The 16,689-nt window shown below is 42.1% G+C and carries 18 protein-coding genes, 4 tRNA genes, 2 pseudogenes and 1 riboswitch; of the genes and pseudogenes, 6 read left to right on the forward strand and 18 right to left on the reverse strand.

Going from position 1 to position 16,689, the window contains the following annotated elements; all coding sequences use genetic code 11:
- Positions 1-10: 10 nt before the first annotated feature.
- Positions 11-1,897 (reverse strand): RNA polymerase sigma factor RpoD, encoded by a 1,887-nt coding sequence (gene rpoD, locus ACX17N_RS03620; protein ID WP_458891215.1) that lies wholly within the window; start codon positions 1,895-1,897, stop codon positions 11-13.
- A gap of 418 nt (positions 1,898-2,315) precedes the next feature.
- On the opposite strand from rpoD, the gene ACX17N_RS03625 reads away from it, so the two are divergent.
- Complete coding sequence (locus tag ACX17N_RS03625) at positions 2,316-2,525, forward strand: PA3496 family putative envelope integrity protein (RefSeq protein ID WP_016165788.1); 210 nt, start codon at positions 2,316-2,318, stop codon at positions 2,523-2,525.
- Between the two features lie 68 nt (positions 2,526-2,593).
- A complete protein-coding gene (locus ACX17N_RS03630; protein ID WP_458891216.1) occupies positions 2,594-3,118 on the forward strand; it encodes a YecA/YgfB family protein in 525 nt (174 codons plus the stop codon).
- A 121-nt stretch (positions 3,119-3,239) separates the two neighbouring features.
- On the opposite strand, the pseudogene ACX17N_RS03635 reads toward ACX17N_RS03630, so the two are convergent.
- Positions 3,240-3,842, reverse strand: a pseudogene (locus ACX17N_RS03635) (LysE family translocator).
- Between the two features lie 103 nt (positions 3,843-3,945).
- On the opposite strand from ACX17N_RS03635, the pseudogene ACX17N_RS03640 reads away from it, so the two are divergent.
- Positions 3,946-4,659, forward strand: a pseudogene (locus tag ACX17N_RS03640) (LysR family transcriptional regulator).
- Positions 4,660-4,671: 12 nt separating this feature from the next.
- Here ACX17N_RS03640 and ACX17N_RS03645 read toward each other — a convergent pair.
- From ACX17N_RS03645 to trhO, 3 genes are all read right to left on the reverse strand, one after another.
- The gene (locus ACX17N_RS03645; RefSeq protein ID WP_458891217.1) at positions 4,672-5,100 is read right to left on the reverse strand and encodes an ABZJ_00895 family protein; all 429 of its coding nucleotides are present in this window, start codon (positions 5,098-5,100) and stop codon (positions 4,672-4,674) included.
- 22 nt (positions 5,101-5,122) lie between these two features.
- Positions 5,123-5,746, reverse strand: a complete 624-nt coding sequence (locus tag ACX17N_RS03650; RefSeq protein WP_458891218.1) for a DedA family protein — start codon at positions 5,744-5,746, stop codon at positions 5,123-5,125.
- 138 nt (positions 5,747-5,884) lie between these two features.
- Complete coding sequence (gene trhO / locus ACX17N_RS03655) at positions 5,885-6,817, reverse strand: oxygen-dependent tRNA uridine(34) hydroxylase TrhO (protein ID WP_458891219.1); 933 nt, start codon at positions 6,815-6,817, stop codon at positions 5,885-5,887.
- Between the two features lie 203 nt (positions 6,818-7,020).
- On the opposite strand from trhO, the gene ACX17N_RS03660 reads away from it, so the two are divergent.
- Positions 7,021-7,506 carry a DUF1289 domain-containing protein gene (locus ACX17N_RS03660; RefSeq protein ID WP_458891220.1) on the forward strand — a complete coding sequence of 162 codons (486 nt, stop codon included), beginning with the start codon at positions 7,021-7,023 and terminating at the stop codon, positions 7,504-7,506.
- 45 nt (positions 7,507-7,551) lie between these two features.
- Positions 7,552-8,163 (forward strand): LysE family translocator, encoded by a 612-nt coding sequence (locus ACX17N_RS03665; protein ID WP_458891221.1) that lies wholly within the window; start codon positions 7,552-7,554, stop codon positions 8,161-8,163.
- Between the two features lie 8 nt (positions 8,164-8,171).
- Here ACX17N_RS03665 and ACX17N_RS03670 read toward each other — a convergent pair whose 3' ends face one another.
- Positions 8,172-8,726: a TetR/AcrR family transcriptional regulator gene (locus ACX17N_RS03670; protein WP_458891222.1), complete on the reverse strand. Its 555-nt coding sequence runs from the start codon at positions 8,724-8,726 to the stop codon at positions 8,172-8,174.
- Positions 8,727-8,814: 88 nt separating this feature from the next.
- On the opposite strand from ACX17N_RS03670, the gene ACX17N_RS03675 reads away from it, so the two are divergent.
- On the forward strand, positions 8,815-9,351 hold the full coding sequence (locus tag ACX17N_RS03675) for an HPP family protein (RefSeq protein ID WP_458891223.1): 537 nt from the start codon (positions 8,815-8,817) through the stop codon (positions 9,349-9,351).
- 40 nt (positions 9,352-9,391) lie between these two features.
- Here ACX17N_RS03675 and ribB read toward each other — a convergent pair whose 3' ends face one another.
- The 12 genes from ribB to ACX17N_RS03735 all read right to left on the reverse strand — a co-directional run bounded on the left by ribB (position 9,392) and on the right by ACX17N_RS03735 (position 16,616).
- Positions 9,392-10,051, reverse strand: a complete 660-nt coding sequence (ribB, locus tag ACX17N_RS03680; RefSeq protein ID WP_458891225.1) for a 3,4-dihydroxy-2-butanone-4-phosphate synthase — start codon at positions 10,049-10,051, stop codon at positions 9,392-9,394.
- Between the two features lie 110 nt (positions 10,052-10,161).
- Positions 10,162-10,324: riboswitch (FMN riboswitch) on the reverse strand.
- 199 nt (positions 10,325-10,523) lie between these two features.
- Positions 10,524-10,904: an aspartate 1-decarboxylase gene (panD, locus tag ACX17N_RS03685; RefSeq protein ID WP_004990637.1), complete on the reverse strand. Its 381-nt coding sequence runs from the start codon at positions 10,902-10,904 to the stop codon at positions 10,524-10,526.
- Between the two features lie 144 nt (positions 10,905-11,048).
- A complete protein-coding gene (gene pth / locus ACX17N_RS03690; protein ID WP_458891226.1) occupies positions 11,049-11,630 on the reverse strand; it encodes an aminoacyl-tRNA hydrolase in 582 nt (193 codons plus the stop codon).
- Between the two features lie 20 nt (positions 11,631-11,650).
- Positions 11,651-11,947, reverse strand: coding sequence for a 50S ribosomal protein L25 (gene rplY / locus ACX17N_RS03695; protein WP_241628088.1), 297 nt, complete (start codon positions 11,945-11,947; stop codon positions 11,651-11,653).
- A gap of 100 nt (positions 11,948-12,047) precedes the next feature.
- Positions 12,048-13,001: a ribose-phosphate pyrophosphokinase gene (locus ACX17N_RS03700; protein ID WP_016165799.1), complete on the reverse strand. Its 954-nt coding sequence runs from the start codon at positions 12,999-13,001 to the stop codon at positions 12,048-12,050.
- A 36-nt stretch (positions 13,002-13,037) separates the two neighbouring features.
- Positions 13,038-13,112: transfer RNA gene (locus ACX17N_RS03705), tRNA-Gln, on the reverse strand.
- A 92-nt stretch (positions 13,113-13,204) separates the two neighbouring features.
- Positions 13,205-13,279 (reverse strand) — tRNA-Gln (locus ACX17N_RS03710).
- An 18-nt stretch (positions 13,280-13,297) separates the two neighbouring features.
- Positions 13,298-13,372: transfer RNA gene (locus ACX17N_RS03715), tRNA-Gln, on the reverse strand.
- A 25-nt stretch (positions 13,373-13,397) separates the two neighbouring features.
- Positions 13,398-13,472, reverse strand: a tRNA-Gln gene (locus ACX17N_RS03720).
- Positions 13,471-14,301 (reverse strand): 4-(cytidine 5'-diphospho)-2-C-methyl-D-erythritol kinase, encoded by an 831-nt coding sequence (gene ispE / locus ACX17N_RS03725; protein ID WP_458891227.1) that lies wholly within the window; start codon positions 14,299-14,301, stop codon positions 13,471-13,473. Before ispE ends, ACX17N_RS03720 begins: the two co-directional genes overlap by 2 nt.
- Positions 14,302-14,312: 11 nt before the next feature.
- On the reverse strand, positions 14,313-14,894 hold the full coding sequence (lolB, locus tag ACX17N_RS03730; RefSeq protein ID WP_458891228.1) for a lipoprotein insertase outer membrane protein LolB: 582 nt from the start codon (positions 14,892-14,894) through the stop codon (positions 14,313-14,315).
- 9 nt (positions 14,895-14,903) lie between these two features.
- Positions 14,904-16,616 (reverse strand): tetratricopeptide repeat protein, encoded by a 1,713-nt coding sequence (locus ACX17N_RS03735; protein ID WP_458891230.1) that lies wholly within the window; start codon positions 16,614-16,616, stop codon positions 14,904-14,906.
- Between the last annotated feature and the right edge of the window lie 73 nt (positions 16,617-16,689).

Below are 16,689 nucleotides of genomic sequence, written 5' to 3' on the forward strand. Positions count from 1 at the left end.
TCATACGGTCTTAGTCATTTTCAAGGAATGAACGTAAATGTTCAGAACGAGAAGGATGACGTAATTTACGTAAAGCTTTGGCTTCAATCTGACGAATACGTTCACGTGTTACATCAAACTGTTTACCCACTTCTTCCAAAGTGTGATCCGTTGGCATATCAATACCAAAACGCATTTTTAAGACTTTCGCTTCACGCTCAGTTAAGTTTTCAAGGACTTCACGAGTCGCTTCTTTTAAGCCTTCTGAAGTTGCCGCATCCACTGGAGAGGTGATGTTGCTGTCTTCAATGAAGTCACCCAAATGCGAATCTTCATCATCACCAATTGGCGTTTCCATAGAAATCGGTTCTTTGGCAATTTTAAGCACTTTGCGGACCTTAACTTCGTCCATTTCCAGACGTTCGCCCAATTCTTCTGGAGTCGGTTCACGGCCCATTTCTTGAAGAAGTTGACGTGATACACGGTTGATCTTGTTAATGGTTTCGATCATGTGTACGGGAATACGGATGGTACGTGCTTGGTCTGCAATCGAACGGGTGATTGCCTGACGAATCCACCAGGTTGCATAAGTCGAGAACTTATAACCACGACGGTATTCAAACTTATCCACCGCTTTCATCAAGCCGATGTTACCTTCTTGAATCAAGTCCAGGAATTGTAAGCCTCGGTTGGTGTATTTTTTCGCAATCGAAATTACCAAACGTAAGTTGGCTTCAACCATTTCCTTTTTCGCACGACGTGCTTTCGCTTCGCCCACGGCCATACGTTTAGAAATGTCTTTAATGTCTTTGACATTCAAGCCCAATTCTTTTTCGATATCGGCAATTTTTTGCTGGAATGCGAGCACGTCTGGACGAACTTTTTCCAAATGTGCTTTGTGCTCAGCAGGTGCTTTCGCGATTTGTTCATCTAACCAAGCTGGGTTTGATTCTTGACCTGGGAACGAGGTACGGAATTGCGTACGATCCATACGACCACGACGGACTGCATAACGCATCACTTCACGTTCAGAGGTACGAATTTGTTCGTGTGTACCACGGATCATTTCAGAGATGATGTCAAATAAACGCGGGGTAAATTTAAACATCATAAACACAGTGGCAAGTGCTTCAAGCGAAGCCTTCGCTTCTTCACTGTTGCGACCATGTTTAGCAATTACAGATTTGGTTTCGTTCCAAGCTGCTTCTAACTCTTCAAAACGAACTTTTGCCACTTCTGGGTCAGGGCCTGAATCACCTTCAGAGTCATCATCACCATCAGATTCTTCATCTTCGTCATCATCATCCAATTTAACGTCTTTAGTTGACTTGGTTGATGCTTCTTCCTCTTCTTCCAGCTCGGATACTTCTTCCAGAACTTCTGGAATTTCATCATCAGTTTCAGGGTCTAAATAACCTGATAAAATATCAGCTAGACGGCGTTCGCCTTCTAGATAATCATTATATTCTTGTAAAACGACTTCAACTGCATTTGGCCAGTAGGCAATAGAATGCAGGACATCACGAATACCTTCTTCAATCCGTTTCGCAATGCTAATCTCACCCTCACGGGTTAAAAGCTCAACCGTACCCATTTCACGCATGTACATACGTACAGGATCGGTAGTACGACCAGGTTCGTTTTCTACAGAGGCAAGAACGGCAGCAGCTTCTTCTTCAGCAACCTCATCCGCAGCTTCTGCATTGTCTTCGAACATGGTATCGTCAGATTCAGGTGCACGTTCGTGAACTGGAATACCGACGTCTTGAAGCATTTGAATAATGTCTTCAATCTGTTCGCTTTCAGTGATCGAGTCTGGGAGATGATCGTTAACCTCAGCATAAGTTAAGTAACCTTGCTCTTTGCCTCGGCTAATCAGAGCCGCTACTTGCGAAGTAGGGGAAGTCATATCGCTCATCTTTGCTTACTCTTGGTTGAATCTGTAATTGTGAAAAACCGCGCTAGATAGCTCAGTTCGCTTCATAAATTTAATCTGTAAATTGCAATGTATCTCATCAGGAATAATCAGCTTATAAGCCGCCTGATAAAATATTAAATGTAAATTCAGTGATAAAGATGGGGGTGAAATTGTTATTTTCAAGTTCATCCCTCACGCTTGTCAGTTTAAAATCCAAATCAAAATTTTTGGATTTGATATTAAAAATACCGAAAAACAGAAAGACGCAAGGTGGATTATATCATGCCATAAAAAATGGTTAAAAATAAAGACTAAAATTCAAATTAAATGAGATAAATTTAAATAAATCTTGACAAGGATTCTGAAGCAGGATAAATAGCGCCTAGACCCATTATATTTTTATTCTGAGGTAGTTTGAGTGTCTTCAACAGATTTTGAATTAGATGATAACTACGGTGATGATGACGTCAATTTTGACGAGGCATCAGGAAAGATTAGCGCAAAAGAGTCGCTGGAAAAACGTCGATTAATCGATGATTTACTCGCACAACGCCGTTTAGAGCGCGAGTTAAAAGATTTTGATTATGATATAGACGATGACGACGACTTTGATGATGAAGATGATTGATACACACGATGAGAATCGTGCGTTGAAAGTGTTATGCTACGTCTTACAATTTTAAGCTTGGATATGAAATGAGTGCTTTAGATTTAGACCTTTTGAGTGAATATCTAGATGGTGACCAAAATGAGTATGGTCTAGATTTTGCAGCGACTCATGGTTTTTTATGTGCAATTGCTGTTGGTCCGCAATTTGATGGTTGGTTAGATGAGCTTTTTGAAAGCAATCAGAAAAAAGTTCCTGCCGAAATTATTGCACAAGTGAAATCTTGGTTAGACAGTATTCGTCAGAATTTGGCCAATGAAGAAGGAATTGAGTTTCCTTTTGAGATTGAAGAAGCCGATGTGGAATCAAGCCTAGGTGACTGGAGTGTCGGTTTTGTTGATGCGATGTTCTTGAATGAAGAGGCATGGTTTGCCCCTGAATATGAAGAGCAATTGGTTGACCTGACTTTACCGATCATGGTGTTTAGTGGCATTGATGAAGAAGATCCGCAAATGGAATCTTTCCGTCGCAACGGTCAGTTGATGGATGAGTTGGCTGAAGAAATTCCAGACAATTTAAATGAATTGTATTTGATGTATCACACCCCAGCCTAAAGCGTATTTTTGCCATTATTGATGGCAGGTAGGATTCATCGAAAGATAAAAAACGTCCCTAGCGGACGTTTTTTTATTGCAAAATTTTATAATTGAGCTTCTCTAGCTCAATTATTTTGGATTAGTGAACAAGCAATAAACCCAGACCTAAACAACTCAGGATACTGCCAATTAAACGGTTAATAGTCATTTGTTGCTGTAAGATTTTATTTCTAATCGCAGGCGTGGAACAAAATAAGGAAATCGGCAGGAACCAGATCAAATGACTGCCTGAAATAAAAATGCCATATCTGATTAAGCTCAGCCCAAGATTTTGACTTGAGAGTCGCTGTACAATGATGCTCATTACAAACAGGGTAGTTTTTGGATTTAAGCTATTGGTGAAAAAAGCTTGTCTGAATGCTTGCCAGCGCTGAGCTGCGTTCGATGCTGTCTGTTCAACAATAGGACGTTGTGTAAAGGTTTTATAGCCGATATAGATTAAATAAAGTGCACCGACATATTGAATAACATTGACTAGGTTGGGAATAAAGTGTTGTAAAAAACTGAGATCTCACACGCTATAGCCAATGTGTATCCATACGGCACAGGCAATACCATATGCTGTATAAATGCCGCTTTGCCTACCATATAAATAACTATTACGGCTGACCAGCGCGAAGTCAGCTCCAGGACTAATTACGGTCAGTACGGTGATCATCAAAATTGCTATGATTTCATTCACTCATGAATCCTGATTGGAGTTGAATTAAAGGATTTATATATTTTTCATATATTTTCTATATTTAAAATCGACTTTATTTCTGCCAGATTAATGAGTTTTTGGAATGATTGAGCGATGGTCACTGAATTCCCTTAAGTTTTTTTATTATGTCGCTCGTTATGAAAGCTTAACCGTTGCAGCGGAAAAGCTATTGGTGACGCAAAGTGCTGTGAGTAAACAATTAAAAAACTTAGAAGAAACTCTAGGCTGTGATTTATTTGTTCGAGAAGGAAAAAGCTACAGCTAACTGTGGAGGGAGGCATATTATTCACATGCTGCGAACCAGTTTTTCCGAAAATTGATCAGTGTTTACAGCAGCTGCAACAACAGGATCATTTCAAGAAACTGCTAATATTGTCTTGTGAACCGACGATAGCAATCAAATGGCTTATTCCACGTTTGATTCAATTTAAACAGCACTCTCCCGAGATTGAGATCAGTTTATTAACCGCTGGGGGAGTCGCTGATTTTAATGCTCAGCATATTGATTTAGCGCTTAGATGCAATGATTTTGACTGGGGTAAAGCAATCGATTCGAAAAAGATGGCATAGAAGCCTGCTTAGTAGGTTTAGGGGTAACACTTGTATCGGTATATATGATTAAAAAGAATTGGATTTTCACACATTACAAATACTTTCCCCTGTAGTTCAAGATGGTTCTGCTTATTATTTACTTTCTGCATTGCCTTTTGAAGATGATCCCCGCAAAGTTATTTTTCAGCAATGGCTTAGTGAGGAAATGCAGGCGAGCCAATCCAAACTCAGTATGCTGAAATAATGTAAACATCTGTTATGCAGCGGGCCGTTGTTTCAGCTTTTGAAAACGATAAGTGGCATACCCACCATAGGCAAAATGAAAGATTGCTCCATGAATGGCAATGAGGCAGAGCATGATCACGGCTGCAAGCCCTAGTCCGGCTTCATCGGCTGCTTTTAAAATTTGTTCGGCTTGTGGATTCATGAGAACCAAAAAGAATACAAAGAAACTGGCAATCATAATGGCAACGGCACTACAGCCCCAGACCAATTGAATTTTTTCATCATTGCTCGGTAAACGTTGTTCCTTTTTGACAAAATGTCCTGCACTGATGAGTGCAGAGGCAATCAGTGCAGGAATCAGCGTAATCCCACTGAACTGGAGTCCAAAGATCAAGACTGCAACCAAAAGCACCAAGGCAATGCTATAGACGGCAGCAAAATGTTTTAAATAATGGGTCATGCAAATTCCTCAATAGATTTGTTTAATCGGTGGAAGATCGTGATTTTCGCTGATGTCGTCGGTAGAAAATCCATAACAGAATTAAAATCACAATCCCGATCATCACATAGCCAACTTGGCTGAAAATTTGATGCATTAAGGCTTGGTTCTCACCAAAATAAAAACCGACGCAGGCCAAAAAAGTGGTCCAAATGATGGTGCCCAAACTGCTATAAAACATAAACTTCCAAAACGGCATATGACTCATGCCGGCAGGAATACTAATCAGGGAACGCACAGCGGGCACCATGCGCCCAAAAAATACGATCCGATGCCCATAATGCTCGAACCAGTCCAGCGCTGTTTTCACATCTGCCGATTTAATAAAAAAATATTTGCCGTATCGGTCGACAAAACGAAAAATAGCATCGTGGTTAAATTTATAGCCCACCCAGTACAGCACGGCAGCGGCAATTAAAGAGCCGATACACCCTGCAATAATAACCCCAAAGAGTACAAGTTCACCTTGTGAGGCGGAGTAACCTGCAGAGGGCATAATAATTTCGGAAGGAACCGGCGGAAAAACATTGTCCAAAAACATCAGTAGGGCAATGCCGAGATAGCCCAATTGCTCCATAATGGAGATAATCCAGTCTGTCAGGTTCATAGACGTTTATGAAAGTGAAAGATCATTTATCCTAGTGGGATTTGAAAGTAGGGTAAAGCATTGTTTTGTATTTGTTTGCTATGATCTTGCCATGTAAAAAAGCCTCCACAGGGGGAGGCTTTTTTTCAATAGACAAAATTACAGGCGTTTGCGTTTTGCTGCTGCAATTTGAGATTGACGCATACGGAAACCATCTTTTTGCTTCTCAGTAGTTTTGTCTACGCAATATTTGCACGACACACCATGTTCATAGCTTGGTTCTTCTACTTCAGTAGGAAGTAATGGCCAACCGCAGGCGTGACACTTAATGTTTTGACCTTCTTCTACACCGTGAGTCACGGCAGTACGACCATCAAAGACAAAGCATTCACCTTCCCACAGGCTTTCTTCGGCTGGTGTTTCTTCGAGGTATTTTAAAATACCACCTTTCAAGTGATACACTTCCTCAAAGCCTTCTTGTAAAAGCAAAGAGGTCGATTTTTCACAACGGATTCCGCCTGTACAGAACATGGCGATTTTTTTATCTTTATGTTCAGCAAGGTTTTGTTTTACGTATTCAGGAAACTCGCGGAAAGTTTCGGTTTTCGGGTCAATCGCACCCTTAAAAGTCCCTGCTTTGTATTCGTAGTCATTACGCGTGTCGACTAGAATCACATCATCACGAGCAATCAGTTCGTTCCATTCTTTTGGATCGAGATAGTGACCGACTAAATCACGCGGTTTAACTTCAACACCGAGCGTTACGATTTCTTTTTTAAGTTTAATTTTCATTTTGCGGAATGGTTTATCAGAGCTATGCGACTCTTTATATTCCATTGCGTGAAAACCTTCGTTTAACAGGAATTGACGAACTGCATCAACAGCTGCACGGTCACCGGCAACCGTACCGTTTATTCCTTCACCCGCCACAATTAGAGTACCACACAGGTTGATAGAATTTACCAAGTCTAAAAGACGTTGTTGCAGATCAGCAGGATCTTGAACTTCTTTGAATTGATAAAGTGCGGCAACAACCCAACCAGAGGTCGCTTGCTGTTCTACAGGTGCAAGCTGTTCTACAGTAGCGTTCATGGAGTACTCCAAATATAAACGAAGGATAAAATTTAAGGCGCGTATTTTAGCGCGAATTGCTGTAATAAGCGAGAAAACCCATCAAGAATTATGGTTTTTTAATGTGGTCAGAAAAGGTATTATGCTGGCATGGTTTTTAATGGCTGTTAAAAACCTTTATGACTGTTTTTAAGATTGTATCTTGCTGATTTCAGGAGCTTATTTTGAGTAATGATCGTCGGATTGCTTCACTTACGCCTTGTGCTGGGCGTTGTTCAACGGTCTTTGGTGATGCAGTTTGTCGGGGGTGTCGTCGTTTTAATCATGAAGTGATTAAGTGGAATACTTACACGGCACAACAACAACATGCAGTTTGGCTGCGATTAGATGCTCAACTGGATCAGATTTTAGTTCCAATGTTGCCCTTTGCCGATTTACGTCATGTGGAAGGCTTTGTGTTGTCCAAGCGCGTGCGGTTACGACCAGATGCATCGAAAGGGCGCAAGTTATATCATGCCCTCAAAATTTGCGAAAAGAATAAAAACTTCACCCATCAAAGTGGCTTGGGTATAGCAGAGCAGCAAGTGAAACCCTTGTGGCAAGAATTTGAACGTCGAGTTTTGGCCTTGGCGACGGCCAGTTATGATTTGGCATTTTTACGTGCAGATGGGATTAGCCACAGCTTATTACGTGAATCCGAGGGTGATTAAAGGATTGTTTTCAACTGAATATGGACTAAAAGAAAGTTAGAACTTGTGAATTATATTGAATACTTTTTATATTGTTTTGCGGTCATTGTAATGATTGCAACTCCAGGTCCAGTGATGTTGCTGGTGGCGAGTGCGGGCTTAAAAGGGGGCTATCGACGCACACTGCAAACCATTTTTGGTACCAATCTGGCATCTCTGATTTTAATTGCAGCCTCTGTTGCCATTTTAAAGGGTTTCCTGACCGTGAGTGAGCAATGGTTCAATGCGGTAAAGATTTTAGGCTGTCTGTATATTGTTTATTTGGGTATCCAAATTTTAAGAGAAGTTTGGCAGGGTGACGTTGGAGTAGAGAATACGTCAGGCACGGTTGCAAATGGTGGATTTAAGCAGGGTTTCCTTGTCGCCATTTCAAACCCTAAAGATATTATTTTCTTTGCTTCCTTCTTCCCACAATTTGTACAGATTACGCCAAATTTGAATTTGAGTTTAAGTATTCTGACCGTCAGTTGGATTGCACTCGATTTTGCGACACTGTCTTGTGTGTATTTGATGTTTAACCGCTTTTCACGCTCTAAGCTGTATCAGCATTTGTTAGCTTGTTGTGGCGTCATTTTAATTGTCGTGGCACTCTACGGAATTTACATTAGTATTGCTTAATCGTGTTGTTATTCATTGATTAAGCTTTTAATTAACTTGTCTAGCAATGCCTTATTTTGTTCGGCTTGGGCAAGATCAAAACCATCAACCAAAAAACGACTAATAAGTGCTTCTAGAAAATTATAGCTTAATTCAGTGATTTCATTGGCGTGCTTATAGTTCGCAACTTGTTGGTAAATCAAACTTTTGATCCAACTTTTATGTTGTTGCGCAATTTCAAGAATAGCTAGATCTTGTGCAGTACTTTCTGCAACGGCACGAATAAAGAGACAGCCTTTGAATGTATCCGTTTGGAACCAGTGTATATGCCAGTCATAAATTTTATGGATGGCAGCAAAGTTTTCAGATCCTTGAATATATGTGGACAGGCTCTGTCTAAATTTCAAATCACGTGCTTTTAGAACTTGTATCACCAGCTGTTGCTTGTTGTGGAAATAGGTGTACATGGTGGTTTTGGAGCAGCCAGATAGATCTCGGATTAAGTCAACCCCAACGCCGGTAAAGCTTTGCTGATTAAATAATTGTTCTGCCGTATCTAATATTTTCTGTGCAGATTTAGACATGTAGATTTATTCCTTGTAAATAGTACAGATCTGTACTATTTTGAGTTTAAGCTATCGACTTGCGAAAAACAACATCAGGGGAATATCAATGCGTATATTTACAGGCAAAGAGAAACTGTCTTCGACACCCTCAGGGTATGACATGTTGCGAGGGTTTATTGGTGGTAGCTTAAGTATTCTGGCATTGCTGCTATTGGGAGATTGGAGTGGTCACCTCTTGATCATGGCGCCTTTTGGAGCCAGTTGTGTACTGCTTTATGCCGCATCGCAATCGCCACTCGCACAACCACGCAATATTATTTTCGGACATCTAATTTCCGCAGCAATTGGTTTGTGCTTTTTGAAATGGTTGGGTGTCAGTTATGTATCGATTACATTTTCAGTCGGGGCTGCCATCGCATGTATGCAATATTTTCGTTGTGTACATCCACCTGCGGGGGCAAATCCTTTGGTGATTTTATTATCTGCACAGCAGGTCCACTATGATTGGAGCTTTTTAGTGTTTCCTGTGGCAATCGGTGCATGTATTTTGGTTGGGATAGCTTATATTCTCAATAACTTGAAAACGAAGCATCAGTGGGCAATGTATGGATTGGCTTTATGGCGCAGTAAACTAGATCAATGAGTATTGAGTATGCCTCAGCACAGTGGCTGAGGCATATTTCTTAGACTTGATGAGCTAAGCGATATTGCACCAGTTCCTCAATGGTAATCAGCGTAAGCTGGTGCGTTTCTGCATATGCCAATACTTGAATGCCCGAAGCCATAGTTCCATCGGGATTGGTTAATTCACACAAAACACCAGCGGGTTTAAGCCCAGCTAAACGAGCGAGGTCGATGGTGCCTTCAGTATGACCTCGGCGACTAAGTACGCCACCATCTCGTGCTCGCAAGGGGAACACATGGCCAGGGCGATTTAAATCACGAGCAACTGCACCGGTACGGGTAGCTGCTTGAATGGTGGTTACACGGTCTTGTGCTGAAACCCCAGTTGTTACCCCTTGAGCCGCTTCAATGGTCACGGTAAAAGCAGTTTTAAACTGGCTAGAGTTATCGCTCACCATCGGTGGCAGTTCTAAATGGTCGGCAAGCTCATTGGTGAGACATAGGCATACAATGCCCGAGCCATCACGAATCATGCGTGCCATGGTGGCAACTGTTAAAGTCTCAGCCGCAATAATCAAATCGGCCTCATTTTCACGGTCAAAATCATCCATGACCAAGACTGGTTTGCCTTGGCGGATATCGGCTAAAGCTTGTTGGATACGGTGTTCGGCAGGAGGTAGAGCTGAAAAAAAGATTTCAGGTTGAATTAAGCTAGACATTGAAACGCTCTCGTAAGTGGATTATACGCTTGAACATTTCAGGACATTTGAAAATAGGCTCGTAACAAAGCACTCTAATGGACTTTAGCCATCAAGAGTCGGTTTGCTAACGTCGTCTTCTTTCATCCGGACTATACCGTCGGCTTTGGCATTGAACCAAATCTGCATGTCATGAATAAACATTCTATGCTCGTGGGCTGAATCAGACAGTATTGGGAATACTATGACTGAAATTACCACCGGTGGGGAATTGCGCCCCGCCCTGAAGCGATGTGAATGGATTATAAACTGATTTTTAAAAAATGTGATCTTTCATGTAATGACAGCATTATCTGTATTTCTGAAAATCATTTGAGAAAATCAGCTATGGATTCAAGCAAGCAGAGAAAGGAATCATGAGAAGGGGAGCTTAGAGGGTTTTATCTTTTCACAGCAATAAAAAAGCTCGCAATCTGCGAGCTTTTTAAACATCTTATGCCACTTGTACAGGAATACAGTTTGCCGTGTGATTTACGGTATTGTCTGGGTTCGCGTAGACTAAACGTGGTTTGTGTGCATTGGCTTCAGCTTCGGTAAAGTCACCGAAAGTTGCAATGATGACTAGATCACCAACATCAGCTTGGTGGGCAGCACCACCGTTCACAGAGATAATGCCAGAATTATCTTCACCGCGAATCGCATATGTTGCGAAACGTTTACCGTTGGTAACGTTCCAAACATGGATTTCTTCGTATTCACGAATGCCAGCTAAATCCATTAACACACCATCAATTGCACATGAACCTTCATAATGAAGTTCTGCATGTGTAACAACAGCGCGGTGAATTTTGCATTTTAATAAACGAGATAGCATGGCGAGCGTCTCCTGAGTGGACCTAAGACCGTTATCTTATGGTTAAATCAATCGCTTCTTACTGGATGAGTAATCGGCAAAAAACGCATTTTGCTCTGAAATGAGCAACATGGCAAGAAGGATTGTTCAACAATTCAAATAAATTCAGTTGGGTTTATAAGCATTGATTTGATTCATTGCTTGCTGGATATCACCATTCACGAGTAACTTGAGTCGTGAAAGTGCATGGTCAATTGCATCATCCATTAACCCTTGTTCACTGCTTGGCGCTTTGCTAAGCACATGCCCAGAGACACGTTCTTTTGAACCAGGATGACCAATACCAATACGCAGACGATGAAAATTCGGACCCAGATGTGGAACAATGTCACGGAGTCCATTATGACCACCATGACCGCCGCCTGTTTTCAGGCGAATCACACCAGGATTCATATCAAGCTCATCATGGGCAATTAACATTGCTTCAGGTGCAACTTGATAAAATTTGCAGAAGGGAACAACACTTTTGCCTGAAAGGTTCATAAAGGTTGTTGGTATAAGCAGACGGACGTCTTGACCTTCGATATTACCGCGACCACTAATTCCATGGAACTTAGGATCGGCTTTTAATGTAATGCCATATTTATCTGCAATGCGTTCTACAAACCAGAAGCCTGCATTATGGCGGGTTTGGGCGTATTCCTTTCCAGGATTGCCCAAACCAACAATTAGCGAAATATTTGACACTAATTTACACCATTCAACACTTATGCGCGTTTGAAGTCAGCGTGCATAGGAGTGTTTTTAGCTGGGTGACGTTGTAACGCTTGGATTTTAACGCTTTCAACTTTGTCACCAACTTTGATTTCAACAACTTCTTCAAAGAAAGCGTTGTTTTCTAAAGCTTTAACAAGCTCACGAAGTTCTAAAGTAACAGCTACAGGTTCAGCGCTGCCACCGTAGATGATTGCTGGAACTTGTGCAGCGTGACGAAGGCGGCGGCTCGCACCTTTCCCTTGGTTAGCTGCTTCACGTGCTTGTGCGTTTAATACGAAGTTTGCCATGATAGACATCCTTAATTTAAGTTTAAATAAACTAGATCTGCGACCGACCTAGTGAGACAAAGCCCTGCACTGGGCAGGGCTTTGGAATTTCAGCGCTATATTATAGATAACTATCAAACATTGCGCTAATAGATTCTTCGTTGTTAATACGACGAATTGTTTCAGCAACCATACTGGCAACCGAAACTTGGCGAATCTTACCAAGCTGTTGTGCTTCTTCAGACAATGGAATTGTATCTGTAACTACGAGTTCATCGATCACAGAGTTTTTCAAATTCTCAATGGCTTTGCCTGAAAGTACAGGGTGAGTTGCATAGGCAACAACACGGCGAGCACCAAATGTTTTCAGTGCATCAGCAGCTTTACATAAAGTGCCTGCTGTATCTACCATGTCATCAACAATGACACAGTCACGACCTTTCACATCACCAATCAAATGCATCACTTGTGATTCATTCGCTTTTTGACGACGTTTATCGATGATCGCAAGATCAATATCACCCATTTGTTTTGCAACAGCACGCGCACGAACTACACCGCCAACGTCTGGAGAAACAACCATAAGGTTGTCATGAGACTGTTGACGTAAGTCAGCAAGCAATGCAGGAGTACCGTAGATGTTGTCTACAGGGATATCGAAGAAACCTTGGATTTGGTCTGCATGTAGGTCGATCATTACAACACGGTCAATCCCTACAGTAGTCAGCATATCTGCGACAACTTTTGCAGTGATTGGAACACGAGATGAACGAGGACGACGGTCTTGACGTGCATAACCGAAGTAAGGAATAACAGCAGTTATACGACCAGCACTTGCGCGACGCAATGCATCAGCCATCACTAAGATTTCCATCAGGTTATCGTTAGTTGGGGCACAAGTAGGTTGTACGATAAATACGTCTTTACCACGAACATTTTCAGTGATTTCAACAGCAATTTCACCATCAGAGAAGGTTGAAACTGATGCTGCACCTAAAGGAATGTGCAAATGGCTTACGACTTTTTGAGCGAATTGTGGATGAGCAGTTCCACTAAAAACGACAAGATTGGGCATGAAGCACCCTTGGCGGTTGGTGTGTTTGAAATGAGATGGCAGGGGCGGCTGGATTCGAACCAACGGATGGCGAGATCAAAACCCGCTGCCTTACCACTTGGCGACGCCCCTAATGCGGCAGAACTTTAATATTTTTGCGCGTTCATGTCAAGGTAAATTAACAAGAAGAAGCAAAGAAGTGTTCTGTCTTTTAAACTTGAAATTGGCAGGGGCGGCTGGATTCGAACCAACGGATGGCGAGATCAAAACCCGCTGCCTTACCACTTGGCGACGCCCCTAATTTTGATGTGTGTATATGGCAGGGGCGGCTGGATTCGAACCAACGGATGGCGAGATCAAAACCCGCTGCCTTACCACTTGGCGACGCCCCTAATACATACATCTACAGGTGAAAATTGGCAGGGGCGGCTGGATTCGAACCAACGGATGGCGAGATCAAAACCCGCTGCCTTACCACTTGGCGACGCCCCTATTGAACTTGGAAATGACGTAATGGAGATTCATTTAAACTGTTTACCAAGTAAGCTTTACATGGTGCATATTTAAGAATTTCATCAACGTGCATCTCTGCAGTTACCTCAGTAAAAACACAAGCACCTGTACCTGTAAGCTTTGCAACACCGAACTGATCTAAGTAGTGCATCGCTTCATCGACTTCTGGATATAGACTTCTTGCCAAAGGTTCAAAGTTATTTCCAAAGTCAGATGGCTTTATCTGATAGGCGCAAAATTTAGATGGCTTCGTGTTTCTTGTCAACTTTTTTTGTGAAAAAAGTAGTTGAGTGCTGATAAAACAGTCAGGTTTTAGCACAATGAATCTTTTTTGAGCTAAATCTATGAATGTTAAGTGTTCTCCAATGCCTTCAGCCCATGCATTTTGTCCATGAACAAAAATAGGCACATCCGCACCGAGCTTCACACCCAATTCTGCAAGTTGTTCAATCGTTAATCCACACTGCCAGAGTTGGTTCACAACAATAAGGGTGGTGGCAGCATTTGACGATCCGCCTCCAAGTCCTGCACCCATGGGAATATTTTTTTCAATCCGAATTTTAAGTCCGGTCGGGTGCTGGGCAAAGGGTTTTAACATCTGTGTGGCTTTGTAGATTAAGTTTTGCTCAAGGTCTACACTGCTCAACCCTTGAATCTGAATGTCAGTTTGCTCCGTGGGTTCAAATTCTAGCCAGTCATACAAGTCGACGAGTTGAAAAATACTTTGCAACTCATGATAACCACTCTCACGGCGCCCCGTGATATGTAAAAACAAATTCAGTTTTGCAGGTGAAGGTACACGAATCATAGCCAGCCAAATTAACGGTTGTGAATCAACATTGTAATACGATTTTCTTTACCAGATTCAAGTTCTTGTTTCAGAACTAATTTATTTGGGAGCTGCGCAGTATTGTTATAGCTGAAATCGACTTGCCAACCATCCTCTATGATTTGCTGAGGGCGGTTTGCTGGATCTTTATTGATTTGAGCATGTAAGGTTGCTGGTCGGGCTTGTACCCAGTTAATTAAATGCGTAATCGGGGCTTGCCAACCGGTAGCTTGTTCCAGTAGCTCCTCGGGTGTTGCAGCTTGAATGAGTCCTGTTTTGGCGCTATTTAGGCTGACAGCACCAGGTTTACCTGTGATTTGCGTTTTGCCAACACCGAGAATGCCACTGAGTTCAATATCAAATTCTTGCTGTTGTTGCTGCCAAGTGAAAAAAGCACTGCCAGATTGTTGGGGGGTTCTGACCCCAATTTTACCTTGCAGATTAAAATTGTTCTGCTCTGATGCACTTGGGCTTTCAGCCGGAATTTGCGGTTGAGTAAATTGCTGACAGCCGCCAAGGGCAAAAACACTGCTGGTCAATAGAGTAAGACCGACTTTGGACAATACACGCATTAAAATGAATTAGCTCTTTTTCACTTGTTGAGGTAACAGTAACGAATTAAGTTGTTCCAATTGCGGATCATTTGGATGTTTTTGTTTTAATTGTTGTAACACCGCGCTAAATTCTGCAATTTTCCCTTGCATATACAAAGCTTTGGCATATCTCACGCCAATCGAGACACTATTGCTTAAGGTATAAGCTTTAGCAAGCACCTGAGCCGATGTTTCAAAATCATTCTGTAAATAGGTGATATAGCCCAAGGTATCTAAAATAGAAGCTTGATCTGGGGTGTATTCTAAGGCCAGTTCAACATAATGCCGAGCATCATCTAAACGTCGGTTTTGCAAGGCAAGCGTGTAGGCATAAGCATTGAGATAGGTCGGACTATTCGGTTCGATTTCCAGTAATCTGTTGAGTAACTGTTCCAACTTGGCCCGATCTTGAAAGGGATCGAGTAATAGCACTTCGGCATAAATCAGGTCGGGATCATCGGGCAGATTTTTAATGGCTTCATCCAATAAGCGACGTGCTGCTTTATTGTTGTTCATGCGCTTTAAAATATCGGCTTGCGCCTGATATAAAAAACTGGCGTGCTGCGGATAATTGACGCGCTCTTGGGTTAAAAAGCGCAAGGCATCTTGAAGTTTGTCTTGCTGCGCATAGATGTTAATCATGCTGCGTCTGGAAACAGGATAGAGGCTGCCATCCACCAAGCGGTAATAGGCTTTGGCTGTTTCAAAGTGCTCTTTGCGCTCGGCATTGACTGCCAAATAGTAATAGGCATCGTTTTGATACTGGGCGGAGTAGCGGAGTTCAACCAAATATTTTTCAGCGTTTTCATACTGTTTTAAATCGATACTGGTTAAGCCAGCAAGAAATAAAGCTTCTTCCTGTTTTGGCCAGGTTTTTAAAATGCTATCGAGTTTTTTGAGTGCAGTTTCTGACTGGTTTAATTTAATCAGATATTTAGCTTCTGCGAGGCGGACCTCTAAATTATTGCGATGTTTGCGGCTCGATGTGCTGTACCATTTCAGGGTTTCTTCTGAGTTGCCCAAGGCATTCAGCAGATTCGCTTTCATCAGGATAAAGCCTGTAACCTTCGGGCGTTTACGTAATGCACGATTAATGGTGGTCAGTGCTTGTTCGAATTGACCATTTTGTGCTTCTAGTCCTGCAATCAGCACCAGTACGGAAGGGTTATCTTTTTCTTTGCTGGCAGCTAAGGTCTTCAGGAGCACGTCACGATCGAGTTGCGATTCTGGGGAAATTCCGGCCAAAATTTGCTCTAGATCGGCATTCGGGTCGATATTTAAAATTTTATCCAGCGTTTCTGCTGCCAGCTCATATTCATGTGCTTTTAGCGCAATGTGAGATAAATAAAATAAGGCAGGGACATCTTCTGGTTCTTGCACCACCCAATGGGTGGCAATATCCAGTGCGGCTTTTAAGTCATCCTGTTCAAGCGCAATGTTTAAGGCGCGTTGCTTGACGAGCGTGGAATTGCTGCGAATAGCCAAGACGGTATAGTTGTGTAAAGCGGTCGGGATGTCATGATAAGCCAAAGCGAATTCGGCTATCATACTTTGCTTTATGGCATTATTATTTGAATTTGCATGATAAACTGCCTCTGATGCTCTGACATGAGGAAGAGAAGCCATGCTACCAAGCAGTAAGAATGTGGTAGAATAGTGCTTTATCGTCGTGCCGTTCATACGGCTGTATGTTTGACGCAATTTTTCTTGATCCAAGTAATGCTTTTTATGACACCGATGTTGCACAATAGCATAAATTTAATGAATTGATGAT

Source organism: Acinetobacter sp. GXMZU3951, from assembly GCF_054457875.1.